This window comes from Collimonas sp. OK412, assembly GCF_900112135.1.
Classification (GTDB): Bacteria; Pseudomonadota; Gammaproteobacteria; order Burkholderiales; family Burkholderiaceae_D; genus Collimonas; species Collimonas rhizosphaerae.
The window spans coordinates 100856-127665 of the sequence record NZ_FOLC01000005.1 but is presented as its reverse complement, the minus strand read 5'-3'; the positions used below and the strand labels follow the sequence as shown (position 1 = coordinate 127665).

Here is a 26810-nt window from a genome sequence, read left to right as displayed (position 1 = left end):
CATGTGATTAAAATGGAAACACTTTGCTTGCCGATAACTTCTCAGATTTTTGTAAAAAGCAAGCATTTTGAGCGCTATACGCCCTAATTTGAGTCAAATTATAAGGTAGAATGTTGCGTCCATGCGGCAGGTAATCGATCTTTACCATGCGCCGGATACTAGACACCCCCCTAAAAAACGTTTGAGCGCATCATTGTTGCGCATTGGAACAATTCATGTTTGGATTTTTACGCAGTTACTTTTCGAATGACCTGGCGATTGACCTGGGTACCGCGAATACGCTGATTTATGTACGCGACCAAGGTATTGTCCTCGATGAGCCGTCGGTTGTCGCAATTCGCCAGCAGGGCGGGCCTAACGGCAAGAAAACAATCCAGGCCGTCGGGCGGGAAGCAAAACAGATGCTGGGCAAGGTTCCCGGCAATATCGAAGCGATCCGGCCGATGAAAGACGGCGTGATCGCCGACTTCACCGTCACCGAGCAGATGCTCAAGCAGTTCATCCGCATGGTGCATGACACCAAGCTGTTCAAACCATCGCCGCGCATCATCATCTGCGTGCCTTGCGGCTCGACCCAGGTTGAGCGCCGCGCGATCCGCGAATCGGCGCTGGGCGCCGGCGCATCCCAGGTATTCCTGATCGAAGAGCCGATGGCGGCGGCAATCGGCGCCGGCCTGCCGGTATCGGACGCCACCGGTTCGATGGTGGTCGACATCGGCGGCGGCACTACCGAAGTCGGCATCATTTCGCTGGGCGGCATGGTCTACAAGGGCTCGGTCCGCGTCGGCGGCGACAAGTTTGACGAAGCCATCGTCAATTACATCCGCCGCAACTACGGCATGCTGATCGGCGAACAGACCGCCGAAGCGATCAAGAAGGAAATCGGCTCCGCCTTCCCGGGTTCGGAAGTGCGCGAAATGGAAGTCAAGGGACGCAACCTGTCGGAAGGCATCCCGCGCTCGTTCACCATCTCCAGCAATGAAATCCTGGAAGCCCTGACCGACCCGCTCAACAACATCGTTTCCGCCGTCAAGAACGCGCTGGAACAGACCCCGCCGGAACTGGGCGCGGACATCGCCGAGAAGGGCATGATGCTGACCGGCGGCGGCGCCTTGCTGCGCGACCTGGACCGCCTGCTGATGGAAGAAACAGGTTTGCCGGTAATCGTGGCCGAAGACCCGCTGACCTGCGTGGTGCGCGGCTCCGGCATGGCGCTGGAGCGGATGGACAAGCTGGGCTCGATCTTTTCCTACGAGTAAACCAGATTGATGCGACGCTTGCCCAGCCTCTCCAGCGTGCTCTTGAGGTCGGGCAGCGGCAACCGGGTCGGTGCATTGATGCATGCGACCCGCTTTCGTATCTACGGCATGAACATGCGCATGAACGTGTTTGTACCGCCAGCCATTGACCAAACCGAACCCGTCCATTACTGATGGAATACAGTCCACCACCCCTCTTCAAGCAAGGCGCTTCGGCCCGCGCCAAGGCGGTGATATGCACGCTGCTGGCGCTGGCCCTGCTGATTGCCGATTCGCGTATCCACGCCTTGCTGTTGCTGCGCCAGGCGGTCGGCACCGCGCTTTATCCTTTGCAGATGGTGGCCCTGATGCCGCGTGACGCGGCCAACAGGGTGGTCGATTATTTTTCTTCGCTGTCGACGGTGGAAAAAGAAAACCAGACCTTGCGCAACCAGCAAGGCGAACGCGCCCAGCAATTGCAGCAGGCGCAGCAGCTGGCCGCTGAAAATGCCCAGCTGCGCAAACTGCTCGGGGTCGAACAGCGGCTGTCCGTGAAATCGGTGATGAGCGAAATCCTGTACGACGCGCGCGACCAGTTTGCCCGCAAGGTGATCATGGACCGCGGCTCCCAGCATGGCGTCGCCACCGGCCAGCCGGTGATCGACGACGCCGGCATCGTCGGCCAGGTGACGCGCGTATTCCCGTTTACCTCCGAAGTGACGCTGCTGACCGACAAGGACCAGGCGATCCCGGTGCAGGTGCTGCGCAACGGCTTGCGCAGCGTGGCTTACGGGCGCGGCCAGTCGGGCTACCTGGACTTGCGTTTCATGTCTTCCAACGCCGATATCCAGAAGGGCGACCTGCTGGTGACTTCCGGCATCGACGGCGTTTATCCGGCCGGCCTGTCGGTAGCCAAGGTGGTGCAGGTCGAAACCAAGTCGGCTGACGCCTTTGCGCATATCGTCTGCGAACCGGTGGCCGGCATCGACCGCCATACCCAGCTGCTGATCCTGCTGGTTGATCCCAATCCCGTAGCGCGCCCGGATGATGAAGCTGCGATCCCCAACAGCAAGGCCGACATATTGAGCAAGCGCCGGCTGACCGAAAGCACGCGCGACAAGACCAGGGAAGCGGCGAAAGAAAGCAATGCCGAAGCCGCGCGTAAAAATCCGCAAGGAGCCGGCGTCCGATGATGCGTCCACATTACATCCTGTTGCCGGCCAATCCGCTGTTCATTGCGATGACGCTGCTGCTGGCATTCCTGCTTAACCTGCTGCCCTGGGGCCAGTGGCCCGGCGTGCCGGATTTCGTGGCGCTGGTGCTGGTGTTCTGGAGCATCCACCAGCCGCGCAAGATCGGCATCGGCATCGCCTTTTGCATGGGCTTGCTGATGGATGTGCACGAAGCTACCTTGCTCGGCCAGAATGCGCTGGCGTACACGCTGCTGTCTTACTTTGCCATCATGATCCATCGCCGCGTGCTGTGGTTCTCGGTCAGCGTGCAGGCGCTGCACGTCCTGCCTCTGATGCTGCTGACGCAGCTGATACAGCTGGTGATACGGATGTCCGTCAGCGGCAAGTTTCCGGGCTGGCTGTATTTTGCCGAGAGTTTCGTCTGCGTGGCGCTGTGGCCTGTCGTGGTGTGGCTGCTGCTGGCGCCGCAACGGCGTGCGGTCGACCGCGACGATAACCGTCCAATCTAGCCGCATTCATGACTGAATTCAAAAACACCGAACACGAACTGCGCAAGTTCCGCCTGCGGATTACCGCGGCCGTGGCTTTTGTGCTGATCTGCTTCGGCTTGCTCGGCGCGCGTTTTATCTGGCTGCAGGTGGTGCGCCACGATGCCTACGCGGCGCAAGCCGAGGACAACCGGATTTCGCTGGTGCCGGTGGTGCCCAACCGCGGCCTGATCATGGACCGCAACGGCGTCATCCTGGCGCGCAACTATTCCGCTTACACGCTGGAAATCACCCGCTCCAAGATCCGCGGCGACCTGGAAGGCGTGATCGACGAGCTGGCGCAGGTAGTCAGCATCACGCCGAAAGACCGGCGCCGTTTCAAGAAGCTGCTGGAAGATTCCAAGAGTTTCGCCAGCCTGCCGATCCGCACCCGCCTGACCGACGAAGAAGTGGCGCGTTTCACCGCGCAGCGCTACCGCTTCCCGGGGATCGACGTGCAGGCGCGCCTGTTCCGCCAGTATCCGCTGGGCGAAGTGGCGGCGCACGTGATCGGCTACATCGGCCGCATCAACCAGAAAGACGCCGACCGCATCGACGACAGCGAGGACGCCGCCAACTACAAAGGGACCAGCTACATCGGCAAGGATGGCCTGGAAAAGAGCTACGAACAGCAGCTGCACGGCAACACCGGCTACGAAGAAATCGAAATCGCCGCCAGCGGCCGCGCCGTGCGCAGCATGTCGCATGTCTCAGCGACGCCCGGCAACAACCTGATCCTGTCGATCGACATCGAATTGCAGAAGGTGGTGGAGGAAGCATTCGGCGACCGCCGCGGCGCGCTGGTGGCGATCGAACCGTCCACCGGCGACGTGCTGGCATATGTCTCGCAGCCATCGTTCGATCCCAACCTGTTTGTCGAAGGCATCGACCAGCAAAGCTGGGACGAGCTGAACAACTCGCCCGACCATCCCCTGATCAACCGCCCCATGAGCGGCAGCTATGCTCCGGGCTCGACCTACAAGCCGTTCATGGCGCTGGCGGCGCTGGAGCTGGGCAAGCGCACGCCGGCTTTCGCGATCAACGATATCGGCTATTTCATGCTGGGCGGCCACCGTTTCCGCGACGACAAGGTGGGCGGCCACGGCCGGGTCGACATGTACAAATCGATCGTGGTTTCCTGCGACACCTATTACTACATGCTGGCCAACGACCTCGGTCCTGACACCATCCACGATTTCATGAAACCCTTCGGTTTCGGCCAGCTGACCGGCATCGACCTGGAACATGAACAGCGCGGCATCCTGCCGTCGACCGACTGGAAGCGCAAATACTACAAACGCGTGGCGGCGCAGAAATGGGTAGGCGGCGACACCATTTCGCTTGGCATCGGCCAGGGTTTCAATGCTTTCACGCCGTTGCAGATGGCGCACGCGGTGGCGACCCTGGTCAACGACGGCGTGGTGATGAAGCCGCACCTGGTCAAGATCATCGAAGATGGCGTCACGCGCCAGCACACCCAGACGGTGCCGAAGGAAAGCTACCGTATCCCGCTGAAGCAGGAAAACATCGATTTCATCAAGCGCGCCATGGTCGGCGTCACGCATGAAGGCACCGGCGCCAAGGTGTTTGCCGGCGCCGGCTACGAGTCGGGCGGCAAGACCGGTACGGCGCAGGTGGTCGGCATCAAGCAAGGTGAAAAATACGATGCCAAGAAACTCAATGCGCGCATGCACGATCACGCCTGGTACACCGCGTTCGCCCCGGCCGACAAGCCGCGCATCGCGATTGCGGTGATTGTCGAGAACGGCGGCTTCGGCGCGGCGGCGGCGGCGCCGATAGTACGCAAGGCGCTGGATTATTATTTGCTGGGCAAGCGCCCCGGCGATGGCAACAAGGCCGCGGTGCTGGAAGAAGAACCGGCGCCGGTCGACGAAGACACGAAGCCGGCGGACGGCACCGACAACAGCTACAAGCCGGGCGAAGAAACGCCAGGCAACAGGGAATAAGCGGGAATGAGCGAGAGCAAGCGATGAGCCTGAGCGACAAACACCACTGGCTGCGCAGCATCAAATCCCATATCGCGGTATTTGACGGCGCGCTGTCGCTGATCATTTTCCTGATACTGGCGGTCGGCATTGTCACCTTGTATTCGGCCGGCATCGATTTCCCGGGCCGGGTCGAGGACCAGCTGCGCAATATCCTGGTCGCGTTTGTCATCATGTGGGTCGCCGCCAACGTGCCGCCGCAGACCCTGATGCGGTTTGCCGTGCCGATTTATACGATAGGGGTGGCGCTGCTGATTGCAGTGGCGGTGTTCGGCATCGTCAAGAAAGGTTCGCGCCGCTGGATCAATGTCGGCGTGGTGATCCAGCCCTCCGAGATCATGAAAATCGCCATGCCGCTGATGCTGGCCTGGTATTTCCAGAAGCGCGAGGGCATGATCAGCTGGCGCGATTACCTGGTGGCGGCGGTGATGCTGGCGCTGCCGGTCGGCCTGATCATTCGCCAGCCGGACCTGGGCACCGGCACCCTGGTGCTGGCCGCGGGTTTCTACGTGATCTTCCTGGCGGGCTTGTCATGGCGCGTGCTGATCGGCCTGGCGGTCGCCGCCGGCGCCAGCCTGCCGGTGCTGTGGTCGGTGCTGCACGATTACCAGCGGCAGCGGGTGATGATGCTGATCGATCCTACTTCGGATCCGCTCGGCAAAGGTTTCCATATCATCCAGTCAACCATCGCGGTCGGATCCGGCGGCGTGTTTGGCAAGGGCTGGCTGAAAGGCACGCAAGCGCACCTGGAATTCATCCCGGAACGCACCACGGACTTCATTTTTGCGGTATTTTCTGAAGAATTCGGCCTGATCGGCAACTGCGTCCTGCTGTTCCTCTATATTTTGCTGATCGGGCGCGGCATGATGATCGCCGCCAATGCGCCAACCATGTTTACACGCTTGCTGGCCGGTTCCATCACCTTGATTTTCTTTACTTATGCATTCGTTAACATGGGCATGGTCAGCGGCATTTTGCCGGTGGTCGGCGTACCGTTGCCATTCATGAGCTACGGCGGCACCGCGCTGGTCACGCTGGGGCTGGGCGCCGGCATACTGATGAGCATCCAGCGCCATCGCAAGCTGATACAGACTTGAGCACGTTGAACTTGTGCGGCCGGAACCGGGTCCATTGATGCAATTATCTGTTTTGAATCGCCATCATCAGGAGAGTGCATGCTAAGGCGCCGCCACAACGTTGCTACATATTCCAGCGCCTTGCTGCTGTCGCTGATCCTGGCCGGCTGCGGCACCTCGCCGAAAACCTCTTCAATCCCGGCCGCCCCGGCCAAATCGGGCGCAGGCGGCATCGCCGGCCGCAACGTGCCGGCGCTACCGCCTGCCGGATCCGGCCGCGGCGGCTACTACAAGGATGACGGCCCGGGCGATTCCGCCCCTGAGGGGCTGCTGGACACCCCGGACGCAGTTCCCGTGGTTGAACCCTACTCGCGTACCGGCAACAAGCCTTATGTCGTATTTGGCAAGACCTACACGCCGCTGACCGACGACCAGCCGTTCAAGCAACGCGGCATCGGCAGCTGGTACGGCAAGAAATTCCATAAGCAAAAGACATCCTCCGGCGAGCTGTACGACATGTACAAGATGACCGCCGCCCATCCGACCTTGCCGATTCCTTCCTATGCGCGGGTAACCAACCTGAAGACCGGCGCCCAGGTGATCGTGCGGGTCAACGACCGCGGTCCGTTCCACTCTAGCCGCATCATCGACCTGTCCTACACCGCGGCGCTGAAACTCGGTTACCTGAGCAGCGGCAGCAGCCAGCTGGAGGTGGAGCGCCTGCTGCCGGCCGACATCATCGCGCTGAACAGGCAGCGCGGCAGCACGCCGGCGCCGCAGGCCGCGGCATTGCCGGCGCCGGCTGCCGAGCCGCCCAGGGATAACACGGCACCTGCCGTAGTCACAACCGAATCGGTCGACATGCCAGTGCTGACCGCGCAACCGCTGCTGATCAGCCAGACGTCGCCAACGCCCGCAGCGCCTCCCGCAGCCAGCAGTAGCTCGCTGGCGGCAGGTTTCTACCTGCAGTTCGGCGCCTATGCACAGCAAGCCAATGCGGACGGTGCGCGTTCCCGCCTGATGCAGGAGCTGTCGGGCGTGGTGACATCGCTCGACAGCGTTGCGGTGAACGGCATGTATCGTTTATATGCCGGACCGTATTCCAGCCGTGCTGACGCCGACAGCATCTTGCAGCAGATCCGGCAACGTTCCGGCGCTACGGCGATTGTCGTGCAGCGTTAGCAGATTTGCTACCTTCTCCCTTGTTCTTCCTTGCCATCGTTGCATGGCAACGCACCTCTTGCGGTTCGGCTCCCTGAGCCTGGATCGGCCCTGACCGTGGCGCCGGGCCCGGTTTGCGGTAACCGAATGGTCACACAAATTTCATACGCCTGACATATTTGACCGCAATACTTCCGCCATTCAAAAGCGTAACGGCGGTACATATCATGGTTGAAATCAAAGGTTTGTCAAAGACGTTCCGTGGCGGTTTCCGCGCCCTCGACAATGTCAGCCTGCGCTTCGCGCAGGGCGAAATGGTAGCCTTGATCGGCGCATCCGGTTCTGGAAAATCGACTCTTTTGCGCCATATTTCCGGATTGATGGCTGCAGATAACAGCGGCGGCACAATCTCCATCGACGGCCAGTCAGTCCAGAAGGACGGCATGGTCGACCGCAATATCCGCGCGGTGCGCGCCAACGTCGGTTTCGTCTTCCAGCAATTCAACCTGGTGGGCCGGCTGCCGGTGCTGACCAATGTCCTGACCGGCGGCCTGTCGCGCATGCCGCTCTGGCGCAGCTGCTTCAAATTGTTTACCGCCGAAGAAAAAGCATTGGGCCTGGAAGCGCTGGCGCGGGTCGGCATTTCCGACCATGCGTACAAACGCGCTTCCGCACTCTCGGGCGGCCAGCAGCAACGTGCCGCGATTGCCCGCACCATCGTGCAGAAGGCGCGCGTGGTGCTGGCCGACGAACCGATCGCCTCGCTCGATCCGGAGTCGGCGCGGCGTGTGATGCAGACGCTGGCCGACGTCAACCAGCGCGACGGCAGCACGGTCCTGGTGTCGCTGCACCAGGTCGATGTCGCCTTGCGCTTTTGCCCGCGCACGGTGGCTTTGCATAAAGGCCGCGTCGTATACGACGGCCCTTCCAGCGCCCTGACCGAGCCGATGCTGCGCGAACTGTATGGCAGCGAAGCGGAAGACATCCTGGGCGGCTCCAACACCTTGACCCGGCCCGCTGTAGCCGTACCAACGCCTTTCGACAGCGTACCGGCGCTGGCGGTGGCAGCCTGAAATACATCTCGTCATTGAATATCACCTCTTTCCACTCAGGAGTTCCACATCATGTTTGCAAAATTATTTTCCGGCGCCGCAATCACCATGGCGATGCTGGCAGCGTCGGCTGCGCACGCCGATGACGTCAAGGTGCTGAACTTCGGCATCATTTCAACCGAATCGTCGAAAAACCTGAAGCAGGACTGGCAGCCGGTGCTCGATGAACTGAGCAAGCGTACCGGCATCAAGGTCAACGGTTTCTTTGCTTCCGACTACGCCGGCATCATTGAAGGCATGCGCTTCGGCAAGGTGCAGATGGGCTGGTTTGGCAACAAGTCGGCGATGGAAGCGGTCGACCGCGCGAGCGGCGAAGTGTTCGCGCACGTGGTCAATCCGGACGGCAGCGCCGGCTACTACAGCCTGGTGGGCGTGCAGAAGGACAGCCCGAACAAGAGCATCGAAGACATCTTGAAAAACGCCAAGAGCCTGACCTTCGGCATCGGCGATCCGAATTCGACCTCGGGTTTCCTGGTGCCGAGCTACTACATTTTTGCAAAGAACAATGTCGATTCGAAGACAGCGTTCAAAGTGATCCGTACTTCCAATCATGAAGCCAACATCCTGGCGGTCGCCAACAAGCAGATTGACGCCGCCGTGTTTGCTTCCGACACCATGGCTCGCATCGAAGAGCGCCAGCCGGCCGTTGCCAAGGAAGTCCGGATCGTCTGGAAATCGCCGCTGATCGCCGCCGATCCGCTGGTATGGCGCAAAGACTTGCCGGCCGACCTCAAGGCCAAGATCAAGGAATTTTTCGTTACCTACGGCAAGACCGGTCCTAACGCCGCACAGGAAAAAGCGCAGCTGGCCAAGCTGGAATACAGCGGCTTTGAAGAATCCAGCGATGCGCAGCTGAATCCGATCCGCCAGCTCGAACTGTTCAAGCAAAAGGGCAAGCTGGAAGCGGACGCCAACCTCAGCGCCGACGACAAGAAAGCCAAGCTGGACGATATCAACCGTAAATTGTCCGACCTGGCCAAATCCTAAGCAATGACAAGTCCTGTGTCCCTGAAAATGGAAACCGCGTTTCCCGCGCCGCCCAAGCAATCGATAGGCCGCACCCTGTTCTGGGGCGTGCTGCTGGCAGTCCTGATCGCTTCCTGGCGCGGGGCCGACATGCGGCCGCTGGAACTGCTGCGCGACGGCGGCAACATGGGCACTTACGCCGCCAGTTTTTTTCCGCCCGATTTCCATGACTGGCGCACCTACCTGCAGGAATTGATCGTGACCATACAGATCGCGGTCTGGGGTACGGCACTGGCAGTGGTGTGCGCAGTGCCCTGCGGTTTGCTGGCCTCGTCCAATATCGCGCCGGCCTGGGTCAACCAGCCGGTGCGGCGTCTGATGGATGCGGCGCGCGCCATCAATGAAATGGTGTTTGCGATGCTGTTCGTGGTGGCGGTCGGGCTGGGGCCGTTTGCCGGCGTGCTGGCCTTGTTTGTGGCAACCACAGGCACCTTGTCCAAGCTGTTTTCGGAAGCGGTCGAAGCCATCGATCCGCAGCCGGTCGAGGGAATACGCGCCACCGGCGCCAACGCCCTGGAAGAGATTGTCTACGGCGTGCTGCCGCAAGTGATGCCGTTGTGGATTTCCTACGTGCTGTATCGCTTCGAAGCCAATGTCCGTTCGGCAACGGTAGTCGGCATGGTCGGCGCCGGCGGCATCGGCGTGATTTTATGGGAAGTGATCCGCAGCTTCGAATATGGCCAGACTTGCGCCGTGCTGATCATGATCGTGCTGGCGGTGAGCATGATCGACCTGGTTTCGTCGCGTTTGCGCAAATTGTTTATTTAAATATTCCGTTTCAGTTTTCATATCACTAACCGGCGCGCCGCTTGCGATTTACCGCAAGGCGGCTGCGCCGTTTTTCTATGCGCGGAATTTTCGGTATAGTCTTTACTCTCTCGAATAATTTCGATACGGAGTAAAGAGCAATGACTTCCGCCGTTTCCGACCATCCCTTGCCGCACGTGACAGTGCGCCAGGCCACGCCTGGCGACGCCGAGGTCCTGGTGGCGCTGCTGGCCGAGATGGATGATGAGCCCGCCCGCGCCGTGCTGGACGCTGAAGGCGCACGCCAGATCATGGCCAGGATGGCGGCCTATCCATACTTCCGGGCGTTCCTGGTGTTTGCCGACGGGGTAGCGGTCGGCACTTTCAGCCTGCTGGTTTTCTGCAGCCTGACCCATGAAGGCAGCGAACAGGCCGTGATGGACGCCGTCGTCATCAGCCGCGCTTGCCGCGGCCAGGGTATCGGCAGCGTGATGCTGGACCATGCGGTGCGCATCGCCGGCGAGGCCGGCTGCTACAAGATTGCGCTGTCGTCCAACTTGAAGCGCATGGACGCGCATCGCTTCTATGAACATTTCGGCTTCACGCAGCACGGAATCAGTTTGGCGGTCCCGCTTCCCCAATCGGTAAACGGATGAACTTCTGCATGATGTGCTGCTAGCGACGGGAGAAATGATTATGCTAAATCCAGAAAACCTGCAAGAAACCAACGATTTCATCATTGCCATCGCGGCCGATGGCGCGCGGGTGGAAGTGGCGCTGCACGGCGCCCACGTCTGTTCCTGGCGCGGGCCGGACGGCGTCGAGCGCTTGTTCATGAGTCCGCTGAATTCATGGCGCAGCGATGCGGCTATCCGCGGCGGCATCCCGGTGATTTTCCCGCAGTTCGCCAGCGAGGGGCCGTTGCCGAAACATGGTTTTGCCCGCCTGAGCGCGTGGGCTTTGCTAGAGTCTTCGCGGCAGCTGGACGGCAGCGGGCTGGTCCGTCTCGGGCTGGCCGACTCAGAGCAGACCAGGCAGGTCTTTCCGCATGCCTTTACGCTTGAGCTGCGCATCACATTTTCCGGCCAGAGCCTGAATACCGAGCTGGTGGTGACAAATACCGGAAAGCAGCCTTTCGCATTCACCTGCGCCTTGCATACCTATCTGAATGTACATGTCGCGGAGGCTGCCCTGTACGGGCTGCAAGGCTATCGCTATCGCGACTCGGTCGACAACCGCCGCATCAAGATTGCGGAGGAGGAGATCCTGCATATCGCCGAGGAGGTTGACCGGGTGTATTTTGCGGTCGACAAGCCGATTACCCTGGGCGGCCGCAAGCAAAGCATGATTGCGACCCAGGCCGGGTTTGCCGATGCGGTGGTGTGGAATCCCTGGGAAAACGGCTGCGCAAAAATTGCCGACCTGAAGCTGGATTCTTACCGGCATTTTGTCTGCATCGAAGCCGCCACAGTTGAGCATCCGGTCCTGCTGGCGCCGGACACGAGCTGGAGCGGCGCCCAAAACCTGGAGTGCGTGCTGGTCGCCTAGTCGAATTTGCCGCCCTGCATCGGGAAGGCTTTCAGGAACTCGGCCGCCGGCAAGCGTTTGCCGCCCGGTTTCTGCAATTCGGTGATGCGCAATGCTCCGCTGCCGCACGCCACGATCACGCCATCTTGCGGATCGGCGCTGATGATCGTTCCCGCAGCATGCTTGCCGTCGCCGGCCAGCACTTGCGCCTGCCACAGCTTCAGGGTGACGCCTGCGAACACGGCGCAGGCGGCCGGGAACGGGTTGAATGCGCGTATCTTGCGCTCCAGGATTTCGGCCGGCAGCGAGAAATCGAGGACGGCTTCTTCCTTGCTGATCTTGGCGGCGTAGGTTACGCCTTGCTCCGGCTGCGGTGTTGCCGGCAGGGCGTCCTGCTCCAGGCGGCGCAGCGCTTCGACAATCATGTCGCCGCCGAGTTTTGCCATCTTGTCATGCAGTGTGCCGGTGGTATCGCTGGCGCCGATCGCCATTTTCTCGACCAGCAGCATCGCTCCGGTATCCAGCCCCTGGTCCATCTGCATGATGGTGATGCCGGTCTCGCTGTCGCCGGCCTCGATCGCCCGGTGGATAGGCGCCGCGCCGCGCCAGCGCGGCAGCAGCGAACCGTGGATGTTGAGGCAGCCGCGCGGCGGTATGTCCAGCACGCTGAGCGGCAGGATCAGGCCGTAGGCAGCCACCACCATGATGTCGTGCGGCGTGTTGCGCAACAGCGCATGCGCTTCCCTGGCGACGTCGGGGTACTTGCCGTCCAGCCGTAGCGATACCGGCTGCGCCACCGGTATCTGGTGCTCCAGCGCGAATCGCTTGACCGGCGATGCATGCAGCTGCATGCCGCGGCCGGCCGGGCGGTCGGGCTGGGTCAGCACCAGCGGGATCTGATGGCCGGCGTCGTGCAAGGCCTTGAGCGCCACGGCGGCGAATTCGGGAGTTCCGGCGAAGATGATTTTCATGAGGAGGATGGTACAGGAGCTCAAAATAGTTGCGGGACAAAATGCAGGAACCGGGTTCCTTGCAATTTGTCCCGCAATATATAAAAAAATTGCTTATCTTGTAGCGTATTGCTTGTCGCGTTTCAGCTCGCGTTCTTCCTTGAGCATCTTGGCCTTGATCCGGTTGCGTTTCAGCGGTGACAGGTATTCGACGAAAACCTTGCCCTTCAGGTGATCCATTTCATGCTGGATGCACACCGCCAGCAAGCCGTCGGCATCGACTTCAAACGGATTGCCGTCGGCATCCAGGGCGCGCACTTTGACGCGCGCCGGGCGTTCGACGCCGTCGTAGACGCCGGGCACCGACAGGCAGCCTTCGTCGTAAACCTGTTTTTCTTCGCTGGCCCAGAGGATTTCCGGATTGATGAAAACCCGCAGGTCGGTGCCGGTATCGGAAGTGTCGATCACCACCAGCTGTTCATGGACGTCGACTTGCGAAGCGGCCAGCCCGACGCCGGGCGCTTCGTACATGGTTTCGGCCATGTCGGCGATCAATTTTTTGAGCCGTGTGTCAAAAACTGTCACTGGCTTGGCAATTTTGTGCAAACGGACGTCAGGATAACGCAGGATATTTAATAAGGACATACAAGATTGCGTGACAATTTAGGCGGTTTGGAAGGGGTTTTCTCTTGCTAGTTCAATCGATTATGGGCAAAATTTGATTCACTATGGCAAGTTTTTTGCTTTGCCGATCAAAGCCGTGGCGACGAAACGATGGTGTAGGCGCCAATTTAACGCAGTATCCACCGGAAACAATATGAAAAAGTTTAGCACAGCTGCACTCCTTCTTGCTTTAAGTGCCGGATTTGGCGGCATGGCCCATGCCCAAGCGGTCAAGACCATGCGTTGTGAATTCTTGCCCAATGCCCCGGATCAGCACGTTGTAGTGCGTGGCGATACGCTGTGGGGAATCTCCGGGCAGTTCCTGCAACATCCATGGTGCTGGCCGCAGGTGTGGGGCCTGAACCAGGACCAGATCCGCAATCCGCACTGGATTTATCCAGGCCAGATCGTTTATTTCGACCGCGTCAACGGCCGCCTGCGCCTCGGCAAGTCGGCAGGCGAGCCCGGTGTCGTGAAATTGTCGCCGCAAACGCGCGTGCAAGGCATTGGCCGCGATGCGATCAGCGCCATTTCCACCGACGCCATCGGGCCGTTCTTGTCGCAGCCGCTGATCGTTGAAGACGACGCGCTGGACAGTTCGCCGCATATCGTGGCGGTCCAGGATGGCCACCTGAGCCTCGGCAAGGGCGATAAGGCTTATGTCCGCGGCGACTTGGCGGACGCCAGCGCGTTCCAGGTATTCCGTCCAGGCAATCCGCTCAAGGATCCTGACACCGGCAAGGTGATCGCCAATGAAGCGCTGTACCTCGGCACCCTGAAGCTGGAGCGCAGGGGCAAGACTCCTGACGAAGCGGCTACATTCAGCGTGGTCGACACCAAGGAGGAAATGCAGGTCGGCGACCGCATCATTCCGCGTCCGGTCGAACCGATCCTGAATTATGTGCCGCATGCGCCTGCCGGCGAAGTCAACGCCCGTGTGGTCTCGATCTACGGCGGCGTGGCGACCGCAGCGCAGAACCAGATCCTCAGCATCAACCGCGGCAAGGCTGACAATATCGATATCGGCACCGTGCTACAGCTGTACCGTTTCGGCAAGACCATCAAGGATCCTGCCGATCACAACAACAAGGTCAAACTGCCGGACGAACAATACGGTACCCTGTTCATTTTCCGTGTCTTCAACCATATTTCCTACGGCCTGATCATGGAAGTCCAGAATACGGTCGACATCGGCGATATCGCCAGGTCGCCGGAATAAAGGTGCTTGCTGCTGTTGACAACGATAAACAACGATACTCTTGATGACGATGGCGGCGATGTAAGCGGCCGCCCGCCAGCCGCTTACACCGCAACCGACGCCGCGGTCGTCGCCGATGAACTGGCAGCCTGGTTGCGCCTCGAGCAGACTGCCGGCGTCGGCGCGGAAACCGCGCGCCGGTTGCTGGCGGCCTTCGGCCTTCCGGCCAATATCTTCTCCTCTTCCTTTTCTGCCTTGCACAAAGTGGTGCCCGAGCGCATTGCCTATGCTTTGCTGGCGGCGCCGTCGGATGCTGTCCTGGCGCTGACAGAGCGCACCCAGGAATGGCTGCAGCAGCCAGGCAACCGGCTGCTCACGCTGGCTGACAGCAGCTACCCGCAAGCTTTGCTGGATATTTCCGATCCGCCGCTGATGCTGTACGTGAAGGGGCGCACCGAACTGCTGGAGCGGCCGGCCATGGCCGTGGTCGGCAGCCGCAACGCCACGGTCCAGGGCGTCGCCAATGCCGACCGGTTTGCTGAAATCCTCAGCCAGCGCGGCCTCACCATCATCTCCGGCCTGGCTCTGGGAATAGACGCGGCCGCCCACCAGGGCGCTTTGCGCGGCGCTGCCGGCAGGCCCGAGGGCGGCAGTACGGTGGCAGTGATCGGCACCGGCGCCGACATCGTCTACCCGGCCCGCAATCGCGGCCTGGCGCACCAGATTGCCGAGGCCGGCTGCATTGTCAGCGAGTATCCGCTGGGCATGCCCGGCGTCGCCGCCAACTTCCCGCGCCGCAACCGCATCATTTCCGGCTTGGCGCGCGGCGTGCTGGTAGTCGAAGCTGCGGCGCAATCCGGTTCGCTGATTACAGCCAGGATGGCGGCCGAGCAGGGACGGGATGTATTTGCGATTCCAGGTTCGATCCATTCACCGTTGTCGAAAGGCTGCCACCAGCTGATCAAGCAGGGCGCCAAGCTGGTGGAGTCGGCCCAGGATATCCTGGAGGAGCTGGGCAGCTTGCAGGCGGCCGCGGCGATCCCCGCGGAACCCGCGGTGGCGCCTGGCGCTGCGCCGGCTGACGGCGGCGGCCAGGAACTGCTTGCGATACTGGGGTATGATCCGGTCGGTTTTGACGAGCTGGCGGCGCGCAGCGGCAGCGATGCGGCGAGCTTGGGCGGACAGTTGCTGGAACTGGAACTGGCAGGTTTGGTAGAGGTTTTACCCGGCGCAATTTACCGCCGCATCGGCTGATGCAGGCAAGGTAAAAGGATGATGGTATTTTGCCATTTCGGGCGGTCCGGCATAAATCTGCGATACTAGTATACGTATACCGTTGGCTGAAACGGCTTTATTGCCCAGTGTTTTTAGGCTTACCCTTGTACTTTGCTTGTCTTACCCTTACCTTAGCGATACAGTAGAACCATGTTTGAAGTCCTTGTTTATCTGTATGAAACTTATTATCGGCCCGACGCCTGCCCTGAACCGGAGGCCTTGGTCAAGAAGCTGTCGGCGATCGGCTTTGAAGAAGAAGAGATAGCCAAGGCGCTCGGCTGGCTGACGGACCTGGCGGAAACCAACCACGAGTTCGCCGACAGATACCCGCAGCAAACCGCTTTTTCTTTTGGCATCCGCATCTACGCCCAGCAAGAGATCGACGTGCTGGGCATTCCTGCGATTGGCTTCATCCAGTTCCTGGAGTCGGCCAAGATGCTCAACCCGGTGCAACGCGAGATTGTCATTGAGCGCGCGTTGACCGTCAGCGAGACTCCGGTCCCGCTCGACAAACTCAAGGTGATCGTATTGATGGTGCTATGGAGCCAAGGCAAGGAGCCGGACGGCCTGATGTTCGACGAGCTGTTTCTCGACGAAGACGACGATCCTGAGCCGCGCCAGCTGCATTAAACGCGACTTTCACCTGCTGCATGCTGGCTAGATTTCGGTCTTGCTGCTTGCGACTTTTCCAACAACCCGCTTATCATTGGCCGCATTATGCGGCGCCGGCCGTGAAATCTGCTGCGAATTACTGCTATGAGCTGGCTGCCATGAGTTTGCTGCCAGGAGTTTGCTGATATATTACGGGTGATTTCCTGTTGGCAACTAAATTTCCGGACTGCCGCGGCGAGCCAAAGCAAAAACATGCGCTGAAATGATGCGCGCAACTTTCGAGACAACACTATGAGCAAGACCCTCATCATTGCTGAGAAACCTTCTGTCGCGAACGACATCGCGAAGACGCTCGGCGGCTTCACCAAGCACGATGAGTACTTTGAATCCGACGAATACGTCCTGTCCTCGGCGGTCGGCCACTTGCTGGAAATCGCCGTTCCCGAAGAATACGACGTCAAGCGCGGCAAATGGACTTTCACCCACCTGCCGATGATCCCGCCGCATTTTGCGCTGAACCCGATTGCCAAGACCGAGACGCGCCTCAAGGTGCTCAACAAGCTGATCAAGCGCAAGGACGTCACCTCCCTGATCAACGCCTGCGATGCCGGGCGGGAAGGCGAGCTGATTTTCCGCCTGATCGCGCAATATACGAAAGCCAAGCAGCCGGTCAAGCGGCTCTGGCTGCAATCGATGACGCCGGGCGCGATACGCGACGGCTTCACCCACCTGCGCGAAGACAAGGACATGCTGCCGCTGGCCGACGCTGCCCGCTGTCGCAGCGAAGCGGACTGGCTGATCGGCATCAACGGCACGCGTGCAATGACCGCCTTCAATTCGAAAGAAGGCGGTTTCTATTTGACCACCGTCGGCCGGGTGCAGACGCCGACCTTGTCGATCGTGGTCGAGCGCGAAGAGAAGATCAAGAAGTTCGTGCCGCGCGATTTCTGGGAAGTACGCGCCGAGTTTGTCTGCGCCGCCGGCATCTACGAGGGCCGCTGGCTCGATACCGCGCACAAGAAGGATGCTCAGGATCCTAACCCTGATCCGGAAAAACGCGCCGAGCGCCTGTGGAGCAAGGCTGCCGCCGAATCCATCGTGGCTGCCTGCCGCGGCAAGCTGGGCGCGGTGCGCGAAGAATCGAAGCCGACTACCTCGATGGCGCCGGCGCTGTTCGACCTGACCAGCCTGCAGCGCGAAGCCAACTCGCGTTTCGGTTTTTCCGCCAAAAACACCCTGGGCCTGGCGCAAGCGCTGTACGAAAAGCACAAGGTGCTGACTTATCCGCGTACCGATTCGCGCCACCTGCCGGAAGATTACCTGAGCACCGTCAAGCAGACGCTGGAGACGGTATCGGAGAACAACAACTACCAGCAGTTCGCCGCGCAGATCCTGAACAAGGGCTGGGTCAAGCCGAACAAGCGCATCTTCGACAACACCAAGATCAGCGATCACTTTGCGATCATCCCGACCACGCAGGCGCCGAAGAACCTGTCGGAGCCGGAACAAAAGCTGTACGACCTGGTGACACGCCGTTTCATGGCCGTATTTTTCCCTGCCGCGGAGTTCCAGGTCACCACCCGTTTTACCGAAGTTTCCGGCCATCAGTTCAAGACTGAAGGCAAGGTCATGACGAATCCGGGCTGGCTGGCGATCTACGGCAAGGAAGCCGCGGATGAAAAGGATCCGGAAAACAGCGGCACGCTGGTTGCGGTAGCCAAGGATGAGAAGGTCAAGACCGACAAGATCACCGCCAACGGCCTGGTCACCAAACCGCCGGCGCGCTATACCGAAGCGACCTTGCTGTCGGCGATGGAAGGCGCGGGAAAACTGCTGGACGACGGCGACCTGCGCGAAGCGATGGCCGGCAAAGGCCTCGGTACGCCAGCGACGCGAGCCGCGATCATCGAAGGTTTGCTGAACGAAAAATACCTGCTGCGCGAAGGCCGGGAAATGATGCCGACCGCCAAGGCGTTCCAGCTGATGACCTTGCTGCACGGCCTCGGCGTCGACGAATTGACTGAGCCTGAGCTGACCGGCGAGTGGGAATACAAGCTGTCGCAGATCGAACGCGGCACCATCAGCCGTGAAGAATTCATGCGCGAGATCGCGCAGCTGACCCAGATCATCGTCAAGCGCGCCAAGGAATACGATAACGACACCATCCCCGGCGACTATGCGACCTTGCTGGCGCCGTGCCCGAACTGCGGCAGCGTGGTCAAGGAAAACTATCGCCGTTTCGCCTGCACCAAATGCGAATTCTCGATGAGCAAGACACCGGGCAGCCGCCAGTTCGAAATCCCTGAAGTCGAAGAATTGCTGACCAAGCGCACCATCGGCCCGCTGCAAGGATTCCGTTCGAAGATGGGCCGTCCGTTTGCCGCGATCCTGAAGATCAGCCGCGACGAAGAGATCAAGAACTACAAGCTGGAATTCGACTTCGGCCAGAACGACGGCGAAGGCGAAGACGGCGAGGGTGTCGATTTCACCGGCCAGACCGCGCTGGGGCCTTGCCCGAAATGCGGCAACGGCGTCTACGAGATGGGCCTGGCTTACGTCTGCGAAAAATCGGTAGCGAAACCGAAGGCTTGCGATTTCCGCAGCGGCCGCATCATCCTGCAGCAGGAAATCCTGCCGGAGCAAATGGTCAAGCTGCTGAACGACGGCAAGACCGACTTGCTGCCAGGCTTCATTTCGCAGCGTACGCGCCGGCCGTTCAAGGCTTTCCTGGTCAAGGGCAAGGACGGCAAGGTCAGTTTCGAGTTTGAAGAACGCAAGGCCAAGGCGCCACCGAAGGGCAAGGCGAAAGCCGCAGCTGTCGAAGGCGAAGAGGGCGAAGTGGCAGCGGTAGCGAAGAAGCCGGCTGTCAAGAAACCGGCGGCGAAAAAGGCCGCCCCAAAACGGGTGGTCGCCAAGCGCAAAGCTGCATAAAGCTTTGCCGGCACCTGAAGAAGCCGCTCGTTGAGCGGCTTTTTTATTGCTGCGGACAGGGCGCCGGGGACTGGCTCGGTGATTTTGCCGTGCCACCGCCGGCCATGCTTCGGCTACACTTGCTTATCGCTTTTGCTCACCGGATATTGCCATGCCCCTGGATCATCCTGCCGTCGCCCGCGCCGTGGTGCGCCAACTGGAAGCTTCGCGCATCCGCGAAGTGGCCAACGTCGGCATGGGCCGCAGCGATGTCCTGCCGTTCTGGTTCGGCGAGCCCGACCAGGTAACCCCGAGCTTCATCCGCGATGCGGCCAAGGCCGGACTGGATGACGGCGATACCTTCTATACCCACAACTATGGCATCCCGTCTTTGCGGGCGGCGATCGCGGCTTATTTGTCCGCTTTGCACCAGCCCGTCGATGCCAGCCGGATCGCGGTTACCTCGTCCGGCGTATCGGCGCTGATGGTGCTGTCGCAGCTGATCATCAATCCCGGCGACCGCGTGGTGGCGGTGACGCCGCTGTGGCCGAATGTCGCCGAGATTCCGAAGATCCTCGGCGCAGAGGTGACGCGGGTGGCGCTGCAGTTCGGCCATACCTGGGAGCTCGATCTGCAGCGGCTGCTGGACGCCTTGACGCCGGATACCCGCGCGGTCCTGCTGAACTCGCCCAACAATCCGACCGGCTGGGTCATGCCGCGTGAACAGCAGGAGATCGTCCTGGCGCACTGCCGCCGGCATGGCATCTGGATCGTGGCCGACGATGTCTATGAGCGGCTGGTATACACCGACCAGCCCGATGCACCGCAATGCGCGCCATCCTTCCTGGATATCTCCGCTGCCGACGACCGCCTGATTTCCTCCAACAGCTTTTCCAAATCCTGGCTGATGACCGGCTGGCGGCTGGGATGGCTGGTAGCGCCGCCGGCCTTGATGACGGACATCGGCAAGCTGATCGAGTACAACACTTCCTGCGCGCCCGGCTTCGTGCAGCGCGCCGGCGTAGTCGCCATCGAGCGCGGCGATGAAATCATCGGCGCCACGGTGGCCCGTTATCGCGCGGCGCGCGATTTCCTGTACCAGCGCCTGAACGCTTTGCCGGGAATTACGGCGCCGCGGCCCAAGGGTGCGATGTATCTGTTTTTCCGCGTCGACGGCGTCAGCGACAGCCTGGCGCTGTGCAAGCAGCTGGTGCGCGAGGCCGGCCTTGGCCTGGCGCCCGGCAATGCCTTCGGTCCCGAAGGCGAAGGTTATGTGCGCTGGTGTTTTGCCAGTTCGATCGAGCGCCTGGAAGATGGCGTGCAGCGGCTGGAGCGCTTTCTTTCCTCCTGATCCGGCATCCGTCCCGGCACCGGGATTCCCCGGTTAGCCGCCGCCCGGACAGTTCATTGCGGTTTTGGCAAGCAATGCAACGGTCTTGAGTTTTGGCTGGATCTGGTGCTATCATCGAAACGCGCAAACGTTTGCGCGTTCCAAATGATGGCACGATAAACATGCCGCTCAACAACAAATTTCAGGAGACTTTCGATGAATACCCGTATCCGCCTCAAGCTGATTGCCGCCACCGTCCTGGTCTGCGCATTGCCGTCCCTGCCAGCCATGGCGCAGACCGCCGCCAAACCGAAGGTCGCGCTGGTGATGAAATCGCTCGCCAATGAATTTTTCCTGACCATGGAAAACGGCGCCAAGGAACACCAGAAGGCGCATGCCGCCCAGTATGACTTGCTTGCCAACGGCATCAAGGATGAACAAGACACTTCCAACCAGATCAAGATCGTCGAACAGATGATCGTTTCCAAGGTCAACGGCCTGGTGATCGCGCCGGCCGACTCCAAGGCGCTGGTGCCTGTCATCAAGAAAGCCATCGACGCCGGCATCATCGTGGTCAATATCGATAACAAGCTGGATGATGCCGCCCTCAAGGAAAAAGGCATCACCGTGCCGTTCGTCGGCCCGGATAACCGCAAGGGCGCCAAGCTGGTCGGCGACTACCTGGCCAAGCAGATCAAGAGCGGCGACAAGGTCGGCATCATCGAAGGCGTGTCGACCACCATCAATGCGCAGCAGCGCACCCTGGGCTTCCAGGATGCAATGAGCGCGGTCGGCGCCAAGGTCGTCGGCGTGCAATCGGGCCAGTGGGAAATGGCGCCGGGCAACCAGATCGCTGCCGCCATGCTGAATGCGCATCCTGACATCAAGGCATTGTTGGCCGGTAACGACAACATGGCCCTGGGTGCAGTCGCCGCGGTCAAGGCCGCAGGCAAGACCGGCAAGGTGCTGGTGGTCGGCTACGACAACATCAACGCCATCAAGCCGATGCTGAAAGACGGCCGGGTCCTGGCGACAGCCGACCAGTTCGCTTCGCAGCAAGCGGTATTCGGCATCGAGACGGTGTTGAAAGCGATTACCGACAAGAAGGCCCAGAACACGCTCGGCGGCACCGTCGAGACCAAGGTCGCGCTGGTGACGAAAGACAGCAAATAATCCAATTAATTGCGCAACCGCGCGGGGCAAGGTAGAAAGTACCTTGCCTTGCTCCGCCAAGCATAACTACAGCTGTCACTGCTGGAGTACAGAATGTCCAATGAATCCATGGCGGCGGCGCGCTCCGACGGGCGCGCCGCTGCATCCGCAGTTCCCATGTTGAGTTTGAGCGGCATCGGCAAGACCTATGTCGAGCCGGTCTTGAGCGATGTCTCGATCAGCATCAGCCCGGGCCAGATCCTGGCCCTGACCGGTGAAAACGGCGCCGGCAAAAGCACGCTGTCGAAAATCGTCTGTGGCCTGGTCGATCCCACCACGGGCAGCATGCTGCTCGACGGCCAGCGTTACCAGCCAGGTTCGCGCAAGGAAGCCGAACATCTCGGCATCCGCATGGTGATGCAGGAACTGAACCTGATCCCGACCCTGAGCATTGCTGAAAACCTGTATTTCAACCAGCTGCCGCATCGCTTCGGCTGGATCGACAAGGCCAGGCTGGCAGAGGATACGCGGATCCAGATGGCGGCGGTAGGATTGACCGACCTCGACCCCTGGACGCCGGTCGGCGAACTGGGCGTGGGCCACCAGCAAATGGTGGAAATCGCGCGCAACCTGATCGGCAGCTGCCGCTTGCTGGTGCTCGACGAGCCGACCGCCATGCTGACCAGCCGCGAAGTCGAACTGCTGTTTACGCAGATTGCCCGGCTGCAGTCGGAAGGCGTTGCCATCATCTATATTTCGCATCGGCTGGAAGAGCTGAAGCAGGTGGCCGACCGCATTGCCGTATTGCGCGACGGCCAGCTGGTGTGCGACGACGCCATCGGCGGCTACAGCACCGATGCGCTGGTGCAGCTGATGGTCGGCCGCGCCGCCGAAGCCGAGCTGGATCTTGGCCACCGCACCATCGGGGCGCCGTTGCTGCGCGTGCGCAATATCGGACGCGGCAAGGCGGTTGCGCCGACTTCATTCGATTTGCGCGCCGGCGAGATCCTCGGCGTTGCCGGCCTGATCGGCTCCGGCCGCACCGAATTGCTGCGCCTTGTTTTCGGCGCCGACCGGGCCGACCAGGGCGAGGTGTTCATCGGCGATCAAGCGCAGCCAGCAAAAATTTCTTCGCCGAAAGACGCCATCGCCGCCGGCATCGCCATGATCACCGAAGACCGCAAGAGCCAGGGTTTGCTGCTGCCGCAATCGATCGGCTTGAACACGACGCTGGCCAAGCTCTCGGCGGTCAGCAGATTCGGCGTGCTTGACCAGCAGGCCGAAGCCGAGGTCGCCGGCGATTACATCAAGCGCCTGCGGATCCGCTCGCGCAACGGCATGCAGGCGGCAGGAGAACTGTCCGGCGGCAACCAGCAGAAGGTGGTGATTGCGCGCTGGCTGTATCGCGATTGCCCGATCATGCTGTTCGACGAACCGACCCGCGGCATCGACATCGGCGCCAAGTTCGATATCTACAAGCTGCTGGCCGAACTGTCGCGCCAAGGCAAGGGACTGCTGATCGTATCGAGCGACCTGCGCGAACTGATGCTGATCTGCGACCGCATCGCAGTGATGAGCGCCGGCAAGCTGGTCGACACGTTCGAGCGCGGCCAGTGGAGCCAGGAGACGATCCTGGCGGCGGCCTTCAGCGGCTACATGAACGGCAACGGCAACGCTCCTGCAGATACTGCAGCCGCGCAAGCTGCCTGAAGTCCTTAACCTATCCGAAAATCATGACAACACTTTCTTTTACCCGAAGCATGTCCGGCCTGAAGAATTACCTGGGCCTGATCGGCGCGCTGCTGGCCATGTGCGTGCTGTTCTCTATCCTGAGCGAAAATTTCCTGACCGCTGCGACCTTCACTACCTTGTCCAACGATATCCCGACGCTGGTGGTGATGGCGGTCGGCATGACGTTTGTGCTGATCATCGGCGGCATCGACCTGTCGGTGGGTTCGGTCATGGCGCTGGCGGCTTCGGTGCTGTCGATGGCGATGGTGCGCTGGGGCTGGCCCCTGTTCGCAGCCGCTACGCTGGGCGTGCTGGTGGCCAGTTTGTGCGGCATGCTGACCGGCCTGATTTCGGTCGGCTGGCGCATTCCTTCTTTTATCGTTTCACTGGGCGTGCTGGAAATGGCGCGCGGCCTGGCTTACCAGGTCACCAACTCGCGTACCGAATATATCGGCAGCGCGGTGGACGGCATCAGTTCGCCTATCCTGTTCGGCATGTCGCCGGCTTTCCTGTCTGCCATCCTGATTGTGGTTGTCGGCCACCTGGTATTGACCAAGACCGTGCTGGGACGCCACTGGATCGGCATCGGCACCAATGAAGAAGCGGTGCGCCTGTCCGGCATCAATCCGCGGCCCAGCAAGGTGCTGGTGTTCGCCCTGATGGGTTTGCTGGCCGGCGTCGGCGCCTTGTTCCAGGTATCGCGGCTGGAGGCGGCCGACCCGAATGGCGGCGTCGGCATGGAGCTGCAAGTGATTGCGGCCGTGGTGATCGGCGGCACCAGCCTGATGGGCGGGCGCGGCTCGGTGATCAGCACCTTCATCGGCGTGCTGATCATCTCGGTGCTGGAAGCGGGCCTGGCGCAGGTCGGCGTCAGTGAACCGATGAAACGCATCATTACCGGCCTGGTGATTGTCGCTGCCGTGGTGCTCGATACTTACCGCCGCCGCGGCGAACGTTCCACGCATTAAACTACCGCCCGCAACCAGGCATTGAGTAAATAACATGGCAACCATCAAGGATGTAGCGCGCACGGCCGGGGTTTCATACACCACGGTTTCGCACGTCCTGAACCAGACCCGGCCGGTCAGCGCCGACGCCCGGGCGCGAGTGCTGGCGGCGGTGGAGTCGATGGCTTATGTGCCGAGCGCGCTGGCGCGTTCCTTGAAAAGCAAGGCTACCGGCAGTATCGGCCTGATCATCCCGAACAACACCAATCCGTATTTTTCGGAAGTGGCGCGCGGCATCGAAGACAGTTGTTATGCCGCCGGCTACAGCGTCATCCTGTGCAACTCCGACGACGATCCGGCCAAGCAGCGCGATTACCTGAACGTATTGCTGACCAAGCGCTGCGATGGCCTGATCGTGGCTACGCTGGCGCAGACCGACGGCGAACTGCTGCGCAAGATGAAGGTGCCGACGGTGCTGCTGGACCGTGCGCCGAAGGACATGGCGATTGACCTGGTGGCGGTCGACAACGCCGCCGGCGGCGTGCTGGCGGCCCGGCACCTGCTTAGCCTGGGTCGGCGCCGCATCGCCTGCATCGGCGGCCCGCAGGACATCGCCATTTCGCGCGAGCGGATCGGCGGCCTGCGCCAGACTTTGCTGGCTGCCGGCGTCGAATTGCCGGAGGCGCTGCTGGCCTATGCCGATTTCACCAGCGCCGGCGGCTACCTGGCGGCGCGCAGCCTGCTGGCGCGCTTTGCATCCCTGCCTTCGCAGGCGCCGGACGCGATTTTTTGCTGTAATGACCTGATGGCGTTCGGCGCGCTGCGTGCCGCGGCTGAGCTCGGCATCGCGGTGCCGCAGGCGCTGGCGGTGGTGGGCTTCGACGATATCGACCTGGCCCAGTTTGTCCATCCGACCCTGACCAGCGTCGCCCAGAATACCCGCAGGCTGGGCCAGCTCACGGCCGAATGCCTGCTGCAGCGGATCGCAACGCCCGACCGCCCTTTGCAACGGTTGTCGATTGCGCCAGAATTGCATGTCCGCGGTTCGACCGTGGCGTCGTGACGGCTTGAGTTTCAGTTTCCTTTTTTAGTAATCCTTATTTAAAGAACGCACATGATCGTCATCATCGGCAGTATCAACATGGACCTGGTGCTTAACGTGCCGCGCATGCCGCATCCCGGTGAAACCCTTTCCGGCGGGCGCTTCCAGACCATCTCGGGCGGCAAGGGCGCGAACCAGGCAGTCGCTTGCGCGCGCCTCAGCGCCGACGACGTCAAAGTGGCGATGGTGGCTTGCCTCGGCGACGATGCGTTCGGGACGGAACTGCGCGCCGCCTTGCGCAACGACGGCATCGACGACAGCCATGTCAGCACGATCAGCGGCGAAGCATCGGGCGTGGCTTCGATCCTGGTCGACGCCAGCGGCCAGAACAGCATCGTGCTGGCGGCCGGCGCCAACGACGCCTTGAGCCCGGCCCATATCGATGCCGCGCGCGGCTTGATCGAACAGGCGCGCATCGTCGTCCTGCAGCTGGAAACGCCGCTGGCAACCGTACGCCACGCAATCGGGCTGGCGCATCAGCTGGGCAAGACCGTGGTGCTCAATCCGGCGCCGGCGCAAGCCTTGCCAGCCGATTTGCTGGCGCAGGTGGAATACCTGATCCCGAATGAAATCGAGGCGGCCATGCTGGCCGGCCTGAATGCCGCCAGCCTGGATAACGACGCCGCTATCGAAGCCGCAGTCGCAAAGTTGCGCGCCGATGGCAGCAGCAATGTGCTGGTCACCTTGGGCGAGAAAGGCGTTTATGCTGCGCTGTCGTCAGGCTCGGTCCATTTTGCGGCGCAGCCGACCAAGGCGGTGGACACCACCGCTGCCGGCGATACCTTCATTGGCGGTTTTGTCGCCGCGCTGGCGGAAGGCCGCAGCGAAGCCGACGCTATCGCCTTCGGCCAATGCGCAGCGGCCTTGAGCGTGGCCCGCGTCGGCGCGCAAACCTCGATTCCTTATCGCCGCGAACTGGAGGCTTGAGATGAAGAAGAGTCCATTGCTGAATATCGCGTTGTCGCAACTGATCGCATCGCTCGGCCATGGCGAAAGCGTGGTGATCGGCGACGCCGGCCTGCCGGTGCCGCCTGGCGTGCCGCTGATCGACCTGGCGCTGACGCGCGGTGTGCCCGGTTTCATGGTTACGCTGGAAACCGTGTTGACTGAAATGCAGGTCGAACATCATGTGCTGGCCGATGAACTGCCATTGCACAGCCCGCAGCTGGCGCAGCAGATCGAGGCGCTCGGCCTGCCCGACAAGCGGACTTTGTCGCACGCTGATTTCAAGCGCATGACGCACAGCGCAAAGGCGGTCATCCGCACCGGCGAGTTCACGCCGTATGCCAATATCATCCTGGTTGCAGGCGTGGTTTTTTGACAATAT

24 protein-coding genes are annotated in these 26810 nt (G+C 61.0%); 22 read left to right on the top strand and 2 right to left on the bottom strand.

Features of this window, described 5'->3' with window-relative positions; genetic code table 11:
• Positions 1-215: 215 nt before the first annotated feature.
• The 11 genes from BM062_RS07525 (at position 216) to BM062_RS07475 (ending at position 11634) form a co-directional block, all read left to right on the top strand.
• The gene (locus tag BM062_RS07525; protein WP_041742639.1) at positions 216-1259 is read left to right on the top strand and encodes a rod shape-determining protein; all 1044 of its coding nucleotides are present in this window, start codon (positions 216-218) and stop codon (positions 1257-1259) included.
• A gap of 173 nt (positions 1260-1432) precedes the next feature.
• A complete protein-coding gene (mreC, locus tag BM062_RS07520) occupies positions 1433-2431 on the top strand; it encodes a rod shape-determining protein MreC (protein ID WP_092395415.1) in 999 nt (332 codons plus the stop codon).
• Positions 2428-2940: a rod shape-determining protein MreD gene (gene mreD, locus BM062_RS07515; RefSeq protein WP_014008092.1), complete on the top strand. Its 513-nt coding sequence runs from the start codon at positions 2428-2430 to the stop codon at positions 2938-2940. Before mreC ends, mreD begins: the two co-directional genes overlap by 4 nt.
• A gap of 8 nt (positions 2941-2948) precedes the next feature.
• Positions 2949-4925 carry a penicillin-binding protein 2 gene (gene mrdA, locus BM062_RS07510; protein WP_092395413.1) on the top strand — a complete coding sequence of 659 codons (1977 nt, stop codon included), beginning with the start codon at positions 2949-2951 and terminating at the stop codon, positions 4923-4925.
• A gap of 23 nt (positions 4926-4948) precedes the next feature.
• Complete coding sequence (rodA, locus tag BM062_RS07505; protein WP_092395411.1) at positions 4949-6061, top strand: rod shape-determining protein RodA; 1113 nt, start codon at positions 4949-4951, stop codon at positions 6059-6061.
• A gap of 78 nt (positions 6062-6139) precedes the next feature.
• Positions 6140-7222: a septal ring lytic transglycosylase RlpA family protein gene (locus BM062_RS07500; protein WP_092395409.1), complete on the top strand. Its 1083-nt coding sequence runs from the start codon at positions 6140-6142 to the stop codon at positions 7220-7222.
• Positions 7223-7428: 206 nt separating this feature from the next.
• Positions 7429-8274 carry a phosphonate ABC transporter ATP-binding protein gene (gene phnC / locus BM062_RS07495; protein WP_092395407.1) on the top strand — a complete coding sequence of 282 codons (846 nt, stop codon included), beginning with the start codon at positions 7429-7431 and terminating at the stop codon, positions 8272-8274.
• Positions 8275-8325: 51 nt separating this feature from the next.
• Positions 8326-9300: a phosphonate ABC transporter substrate-binding protein gene (phnD, locus tag BM062_RS07490; RefSeq protein WP_092395405.1), complete on the top strand. Its 975-nt coding sequence runs from the start codon at positions 8326-8328 to the stop codon at positions 9298-9300.
• 27 nt (positions 9301-9327) lie between these two features.
• On the top strand, positions 9328-10107 hold the full coding sequence (gene phnE / locus BM062_RS07485) for a phosphonate ABC transporter, permease protein PhnE (protein WP_371326566.1): 780 nt from the start codon (positions 9328-9330) through the stop codon (positions 10105-10107).
• A gap of 140 nt (positions 10108-10247) precedes the next feature.
• On the top strand, positions 10248-10742 hold the full coding sequence (locus tag BM062_RS07480; protein WP_092395401.1) for a GNAT family N-acetyltransferase: 495 nt from the start codon (positions 10248-10250) through the stop codon (positions 10740-10742).
• 40 nt (positions 10743-10782) lie between these two features.
• Positions 10783-11634 carry a D-hexose-6-phosphate mutarotase gene (locus BM062_RS07475; protein WP_175500921.1) on the top strand — a complete coding sequence of 284 codons (852 nt, stop codon included), beginning with the start codon at positions 10783-10785 and terminating at the stop codon, positions 11632-11634.
• Here BM062_RS07475 and fmt read toward each other — a convergent pair.
• Together fmt and def are read right to left on the bottom strand one after the other, a co-directional pair.
• Positions 11631-12584, bottom strand: a complete 954-nt coding sequence (gene fmt / locus BM062_RS07470) for a methionyl-tRNA formyltransferase (RefSeq protein ID WP_092395397.1) — start codon at positions 12582-12584, stop codon at positions 11631-11633. The genes BM062_RS07475 and fmt overlap by 4 nt on opposite strands.
• Before the next feature lie 93 nt (positions 12585-12677).
• The gene (def, locus tag BM062_RS07465) at positions 12678-13208 is read right to left on the bottom strand and encodes a peptide deformylase (RefSeq protein WP_092395395.1); all 531 of its coding nucleotides are present in this window, start codon (positions 13206-13208) and stop codon (positions 12678-12680) included.
• A 172-nt stretch (positions 13209-13380) separates the two neighbouring features.
• Here def and BM062_RS07460 point away from each other — a divergent pair, with 172 nt between their 5' ends.
• The 11 genes from BM062_RS07460 (at position 13381) to rbsD (ending at position 26804) form a co-directional block, all read left to right on the top strand.
• The gene (locus tag BM062_RS07460; RefSeq protein WP_092395393.1) at positions 13381-14445 is read left to right on the top strand and encodes a LysM peptidoglycan-binding domain-containing protein; all 1065 of its coding nucleotides are present in this window, start codon (positions 13381-13383) and stop codon (positions 14443-14445) included.
• 15 nt (positions 14446-14460) lie between these two features.
• The gene (dprA, locus tag BM062_RS07455; RefSeq protein WP_092395679.1) at positions 14461-15678 is read left to right on the top strand and encodes a DNA-processing protein DprA; all 1218 of its coding nucleotides are present in this window, start codon (positions 14461-14463) and stop codon (positions 15676-15678) included.
• Between the two features lie 171 nt (positions 15679-15849).
• Positions 15850-16329, top strand: a complete 480-nt coding sequence (locus tag BM062_RS07450; RefSeq protein ID WP_092395390.1) for a Smg family protein — start codon at positions 15850-15852, stop codon at positions 16327-16329.
• A gap of 273 nt (positions 16330-16602) precedes the next feature.
• Positions 16603-19242 carry a DNA topoisomerase III gene (locus BM062_RS07445; RefSeq protein WP_092395387.1) on the top strand — a complete coding sequence of 880 codons (2640 nt, stop codon included), beginning with the start codon at positions 16603-16605 and terminating at the stop codon, positions 19240-19242.
• A gap of 151 nt (positions 19243-19393) precedes the next feature.
• Positions 19394-20572, top strand: coding sequence for a pyridoxal phosphate-dependent aminotransferase (locus BM062_RS07440; protein ID WP_092395384.1), 1179 nt, complete (start codon positions 19394-19396; stop codon positions 20570-20572).
• A gap of 195 nt (positions 20573-20767) precedes the next feature.
• Positions 20768-21724 carry a sugar ABC transporter substrate-binding protein gene (locus tag BM062_RS07435; protein WP_092395381.1) on the top strand — a complete coding sequence of 319 codons (957 nt, stop codon included), beginning with the start codon at positions 20768-20770 and terminating at the stop codon, positions 21722-21724.
• A gap of 93 nt (positions 21725-21817) precedes the next feature.
• Positions 21818-23413: a sugar ABC transporter ATP-binding protein gene (locus tag BM062_RS07430; RefSeq protein ID WP_254784983.1), complete on the top strand. Its 1596-nt coding sequence runs from the start codon at positions 21818-21820 to the stop codon at positions 23411-23413.
• Between the two features lie 23 nt (positions 23414-23436).
• On the top strand, positions 23437-24402 hold the full coding sequence (locus BM062_RS07425; RefSeq protein WP_092395378.1) for an ABC transporter permease: 966 nt from the start codon (positions 23437-23439) through the stop codon (positions 24400-24402).
• A gap of 34 nt (positions 24403-24436) precedes the next feature.
• Positions 24437-25444 (top strand): LacI family DNA-binding transcriptional regulator, encoded by a 1008-nt coding sequence (locus tag BM062_RS07420; RefSeq protein WP_092395375.1) that lies wholly within the window; start codon positions 24437-24439, stop codon positions 25442-25444.
• Positions 25445-25495: 51 nt separating this feature from the next.
• Positions 25496-26410: a ribokinase gene (rbsK, locus tag BM062_RS07415; protein ID WP_092395372.1), complete on the top strand. Its 915-nt coding sequence runs from the start codon at positions 25496-25498 to the stop codon at positions 26408-26410.
• Between the two features lies 1 nt (position 26411).
• Positions 26412-26804 carry a D-ribose pyranase gene (rbsD, locus tag BM062_RS07410; protein ID WP_092395369.1) on the top strand — a complete coding sequence of 131 codons (393 nt, stop codon included), beginning with the start codon at positions 26412-26414 and terminating at the stop codon, positions 26802-26804.
• The last annotated feature ends 6 nt before the right edge of the window (positions 26805-26810 follow it).

Excerpts from the sequence above, each read along its gene's own strand:
- BM062_RS07435 (WP_092395381.1), top strand. The coding sequence starts at position 20,768 with ATGAATACCCGTATCCGCCTCAAGCTGATTGCCGCCACCGTCCTGGTC.
- BM062_RS07425 (WP_092395378.1), top strand. The coding sequence starts at position 23,437 with ATGACAACACTTTCTTTTACCCGAAGCATGTCCGGCCTGAAGAATTAC.
- def (WP_092395395.1), bottom strand. The coding sequence starts at position 13,208 with ATGTCCTTATTAAATATCCTGCGTTATCCTGACGTCCGTTTGCACAAA.
- BM062_RS07445 (WP_092395387.1), top strand. The coding sequence starts at position 16,603 with ATGAGCAAGACCCTCATCATTGCTGAGAAACCTTCTGTCGCGAACGAC.
- BM062_RS07450 (WP_092395390.1), top strand. The coding sequence starts at position 15,850 with ATGTTTGAAGTCCTTGTTTATCTGTATGAAACTTATTATCGGCCCGAC.
- BM062_RS07475 (WP_175500921.1), top strand. The coding sequence starts at position 10,783 with ATGCTAAATCCAGAAAACCTGCAAGAAACCAACGATTTCATCATTGCC.
- BM062_RS07500 (WP_092395409.1), top strand. The coding sequence starts at position 6,140 with ATGCTAAGGCGCCGCCACAACGTTGCTACATATTCCAGCGCCTTGCTG.
- BM062_RS07430 (WP_254784983.1), top strand. The coding sequence starts at position 21,818 with ATGTCCAATGAATCCATGGCGGCGGCGCGCTCCGACGGGCGCGCCGCT.
- BM062_RS07420 (WP_092395375.1), top strand. The coding sequence starts at position 24,437 with ATGGCAACCATCAAGGATGTAGCGCGCACGGCCGGGGTTTCATACACC.
- fmt (WP_092395397.1), bottom strand. The coding sequence starts at position 12,584 with ATGAAAATCATCTTCGCCGGAACTCCCGAATTCGCCGCCGTGGCGCTC.
- rbsD (WP_092395369.1), top strand. The coding sequence starts at position 26,412 with ATGAAGAAGAGTCCATTGCTGAATATCGCGTTGTCGCAACTGATCGCA.
- rodA (WP_092395411.1), top strand. The coding sequence starts at position 4,949 with ATGAGCCTGAGCGACAAACACCACTGGCTGCGCAGCATCAAATCCCAT.
- BM062_RS07440 (WP_092395384.1), top strand. The coding sequence starts at position 19,394 with ATGCCCCTGGATCATCCTGCCGTCGCCCGCGCCGTGGTGCGCCAACTG.
- phnC (WP_092395407.1), top strand. The coding sequence starts at position 7,429 with ATGGTTGAAATCAAAGGTTTGTCAAAGACGTTCCGTGGCGGTTTCCGC.
- BM062_RS07480 (WP_092395401.1), top strand. The coding sequence starts at position 10,248 with ATGACTTCCGCCGTTTCCGACCATCCCTTGCCGCACGTGACAGTGCGC.
- rbsK (WP_092395372.1), top strand. The coding sequence starts at position 25,496 with ATGATCGTCATCATCGGCAGTATCAACATGGACCTGGTGCTTAACGTG.
- mreC (WP_092395415.1), top strand. The coding sequence starts at position 1,433 with ATGGAATACAGTCCACCACCCCTCTTCAAGCAAGGCGCTTCGGCCCGC.
- mreD (WP_014008092.1), top strand. The coding sequence starts at position 2,428 with ATGATGCGTCCACATTACATCCTGTTGCCGGCCAATCCGCTGTTCATT.
- phnE (WP_371326566.1), top strand. The coding sequence starts at position 9,328 with ATGGAAACCGCGTTTCCCGCGCCGCCCAAGCAATCGATAGGCCGCACC.
- BM062_RS07525 (WP_041742639.1), top strand. The coding sequence starts at position 216 with ATGTTTGGATTTTTACGCAGTTACTTTTCGAATGACCTGGCGATTGAC.
- phnD (WP_092395405.1), top strand. The coding sequence starts at position 8,326 with ATGTTTGCAAAATTATTTTCCGGCGCCGCAATCACCATGGCGATGCTG.
- mrdA (WP_092395413.1), top strand. The coding sequence starts at position 2,949 with ATGACTGAATTCAAAAACACCGAACACGAACTGCGCAAGTTCCGCCTG.
- BM062_RS07460 (WP_092395393.1), top strand. The coding sequence starts at position 13,381 with ATGAAAAAGTTTAGCACAGCTGCACTCCTTCTTGCTTTAAGTGCCGGA.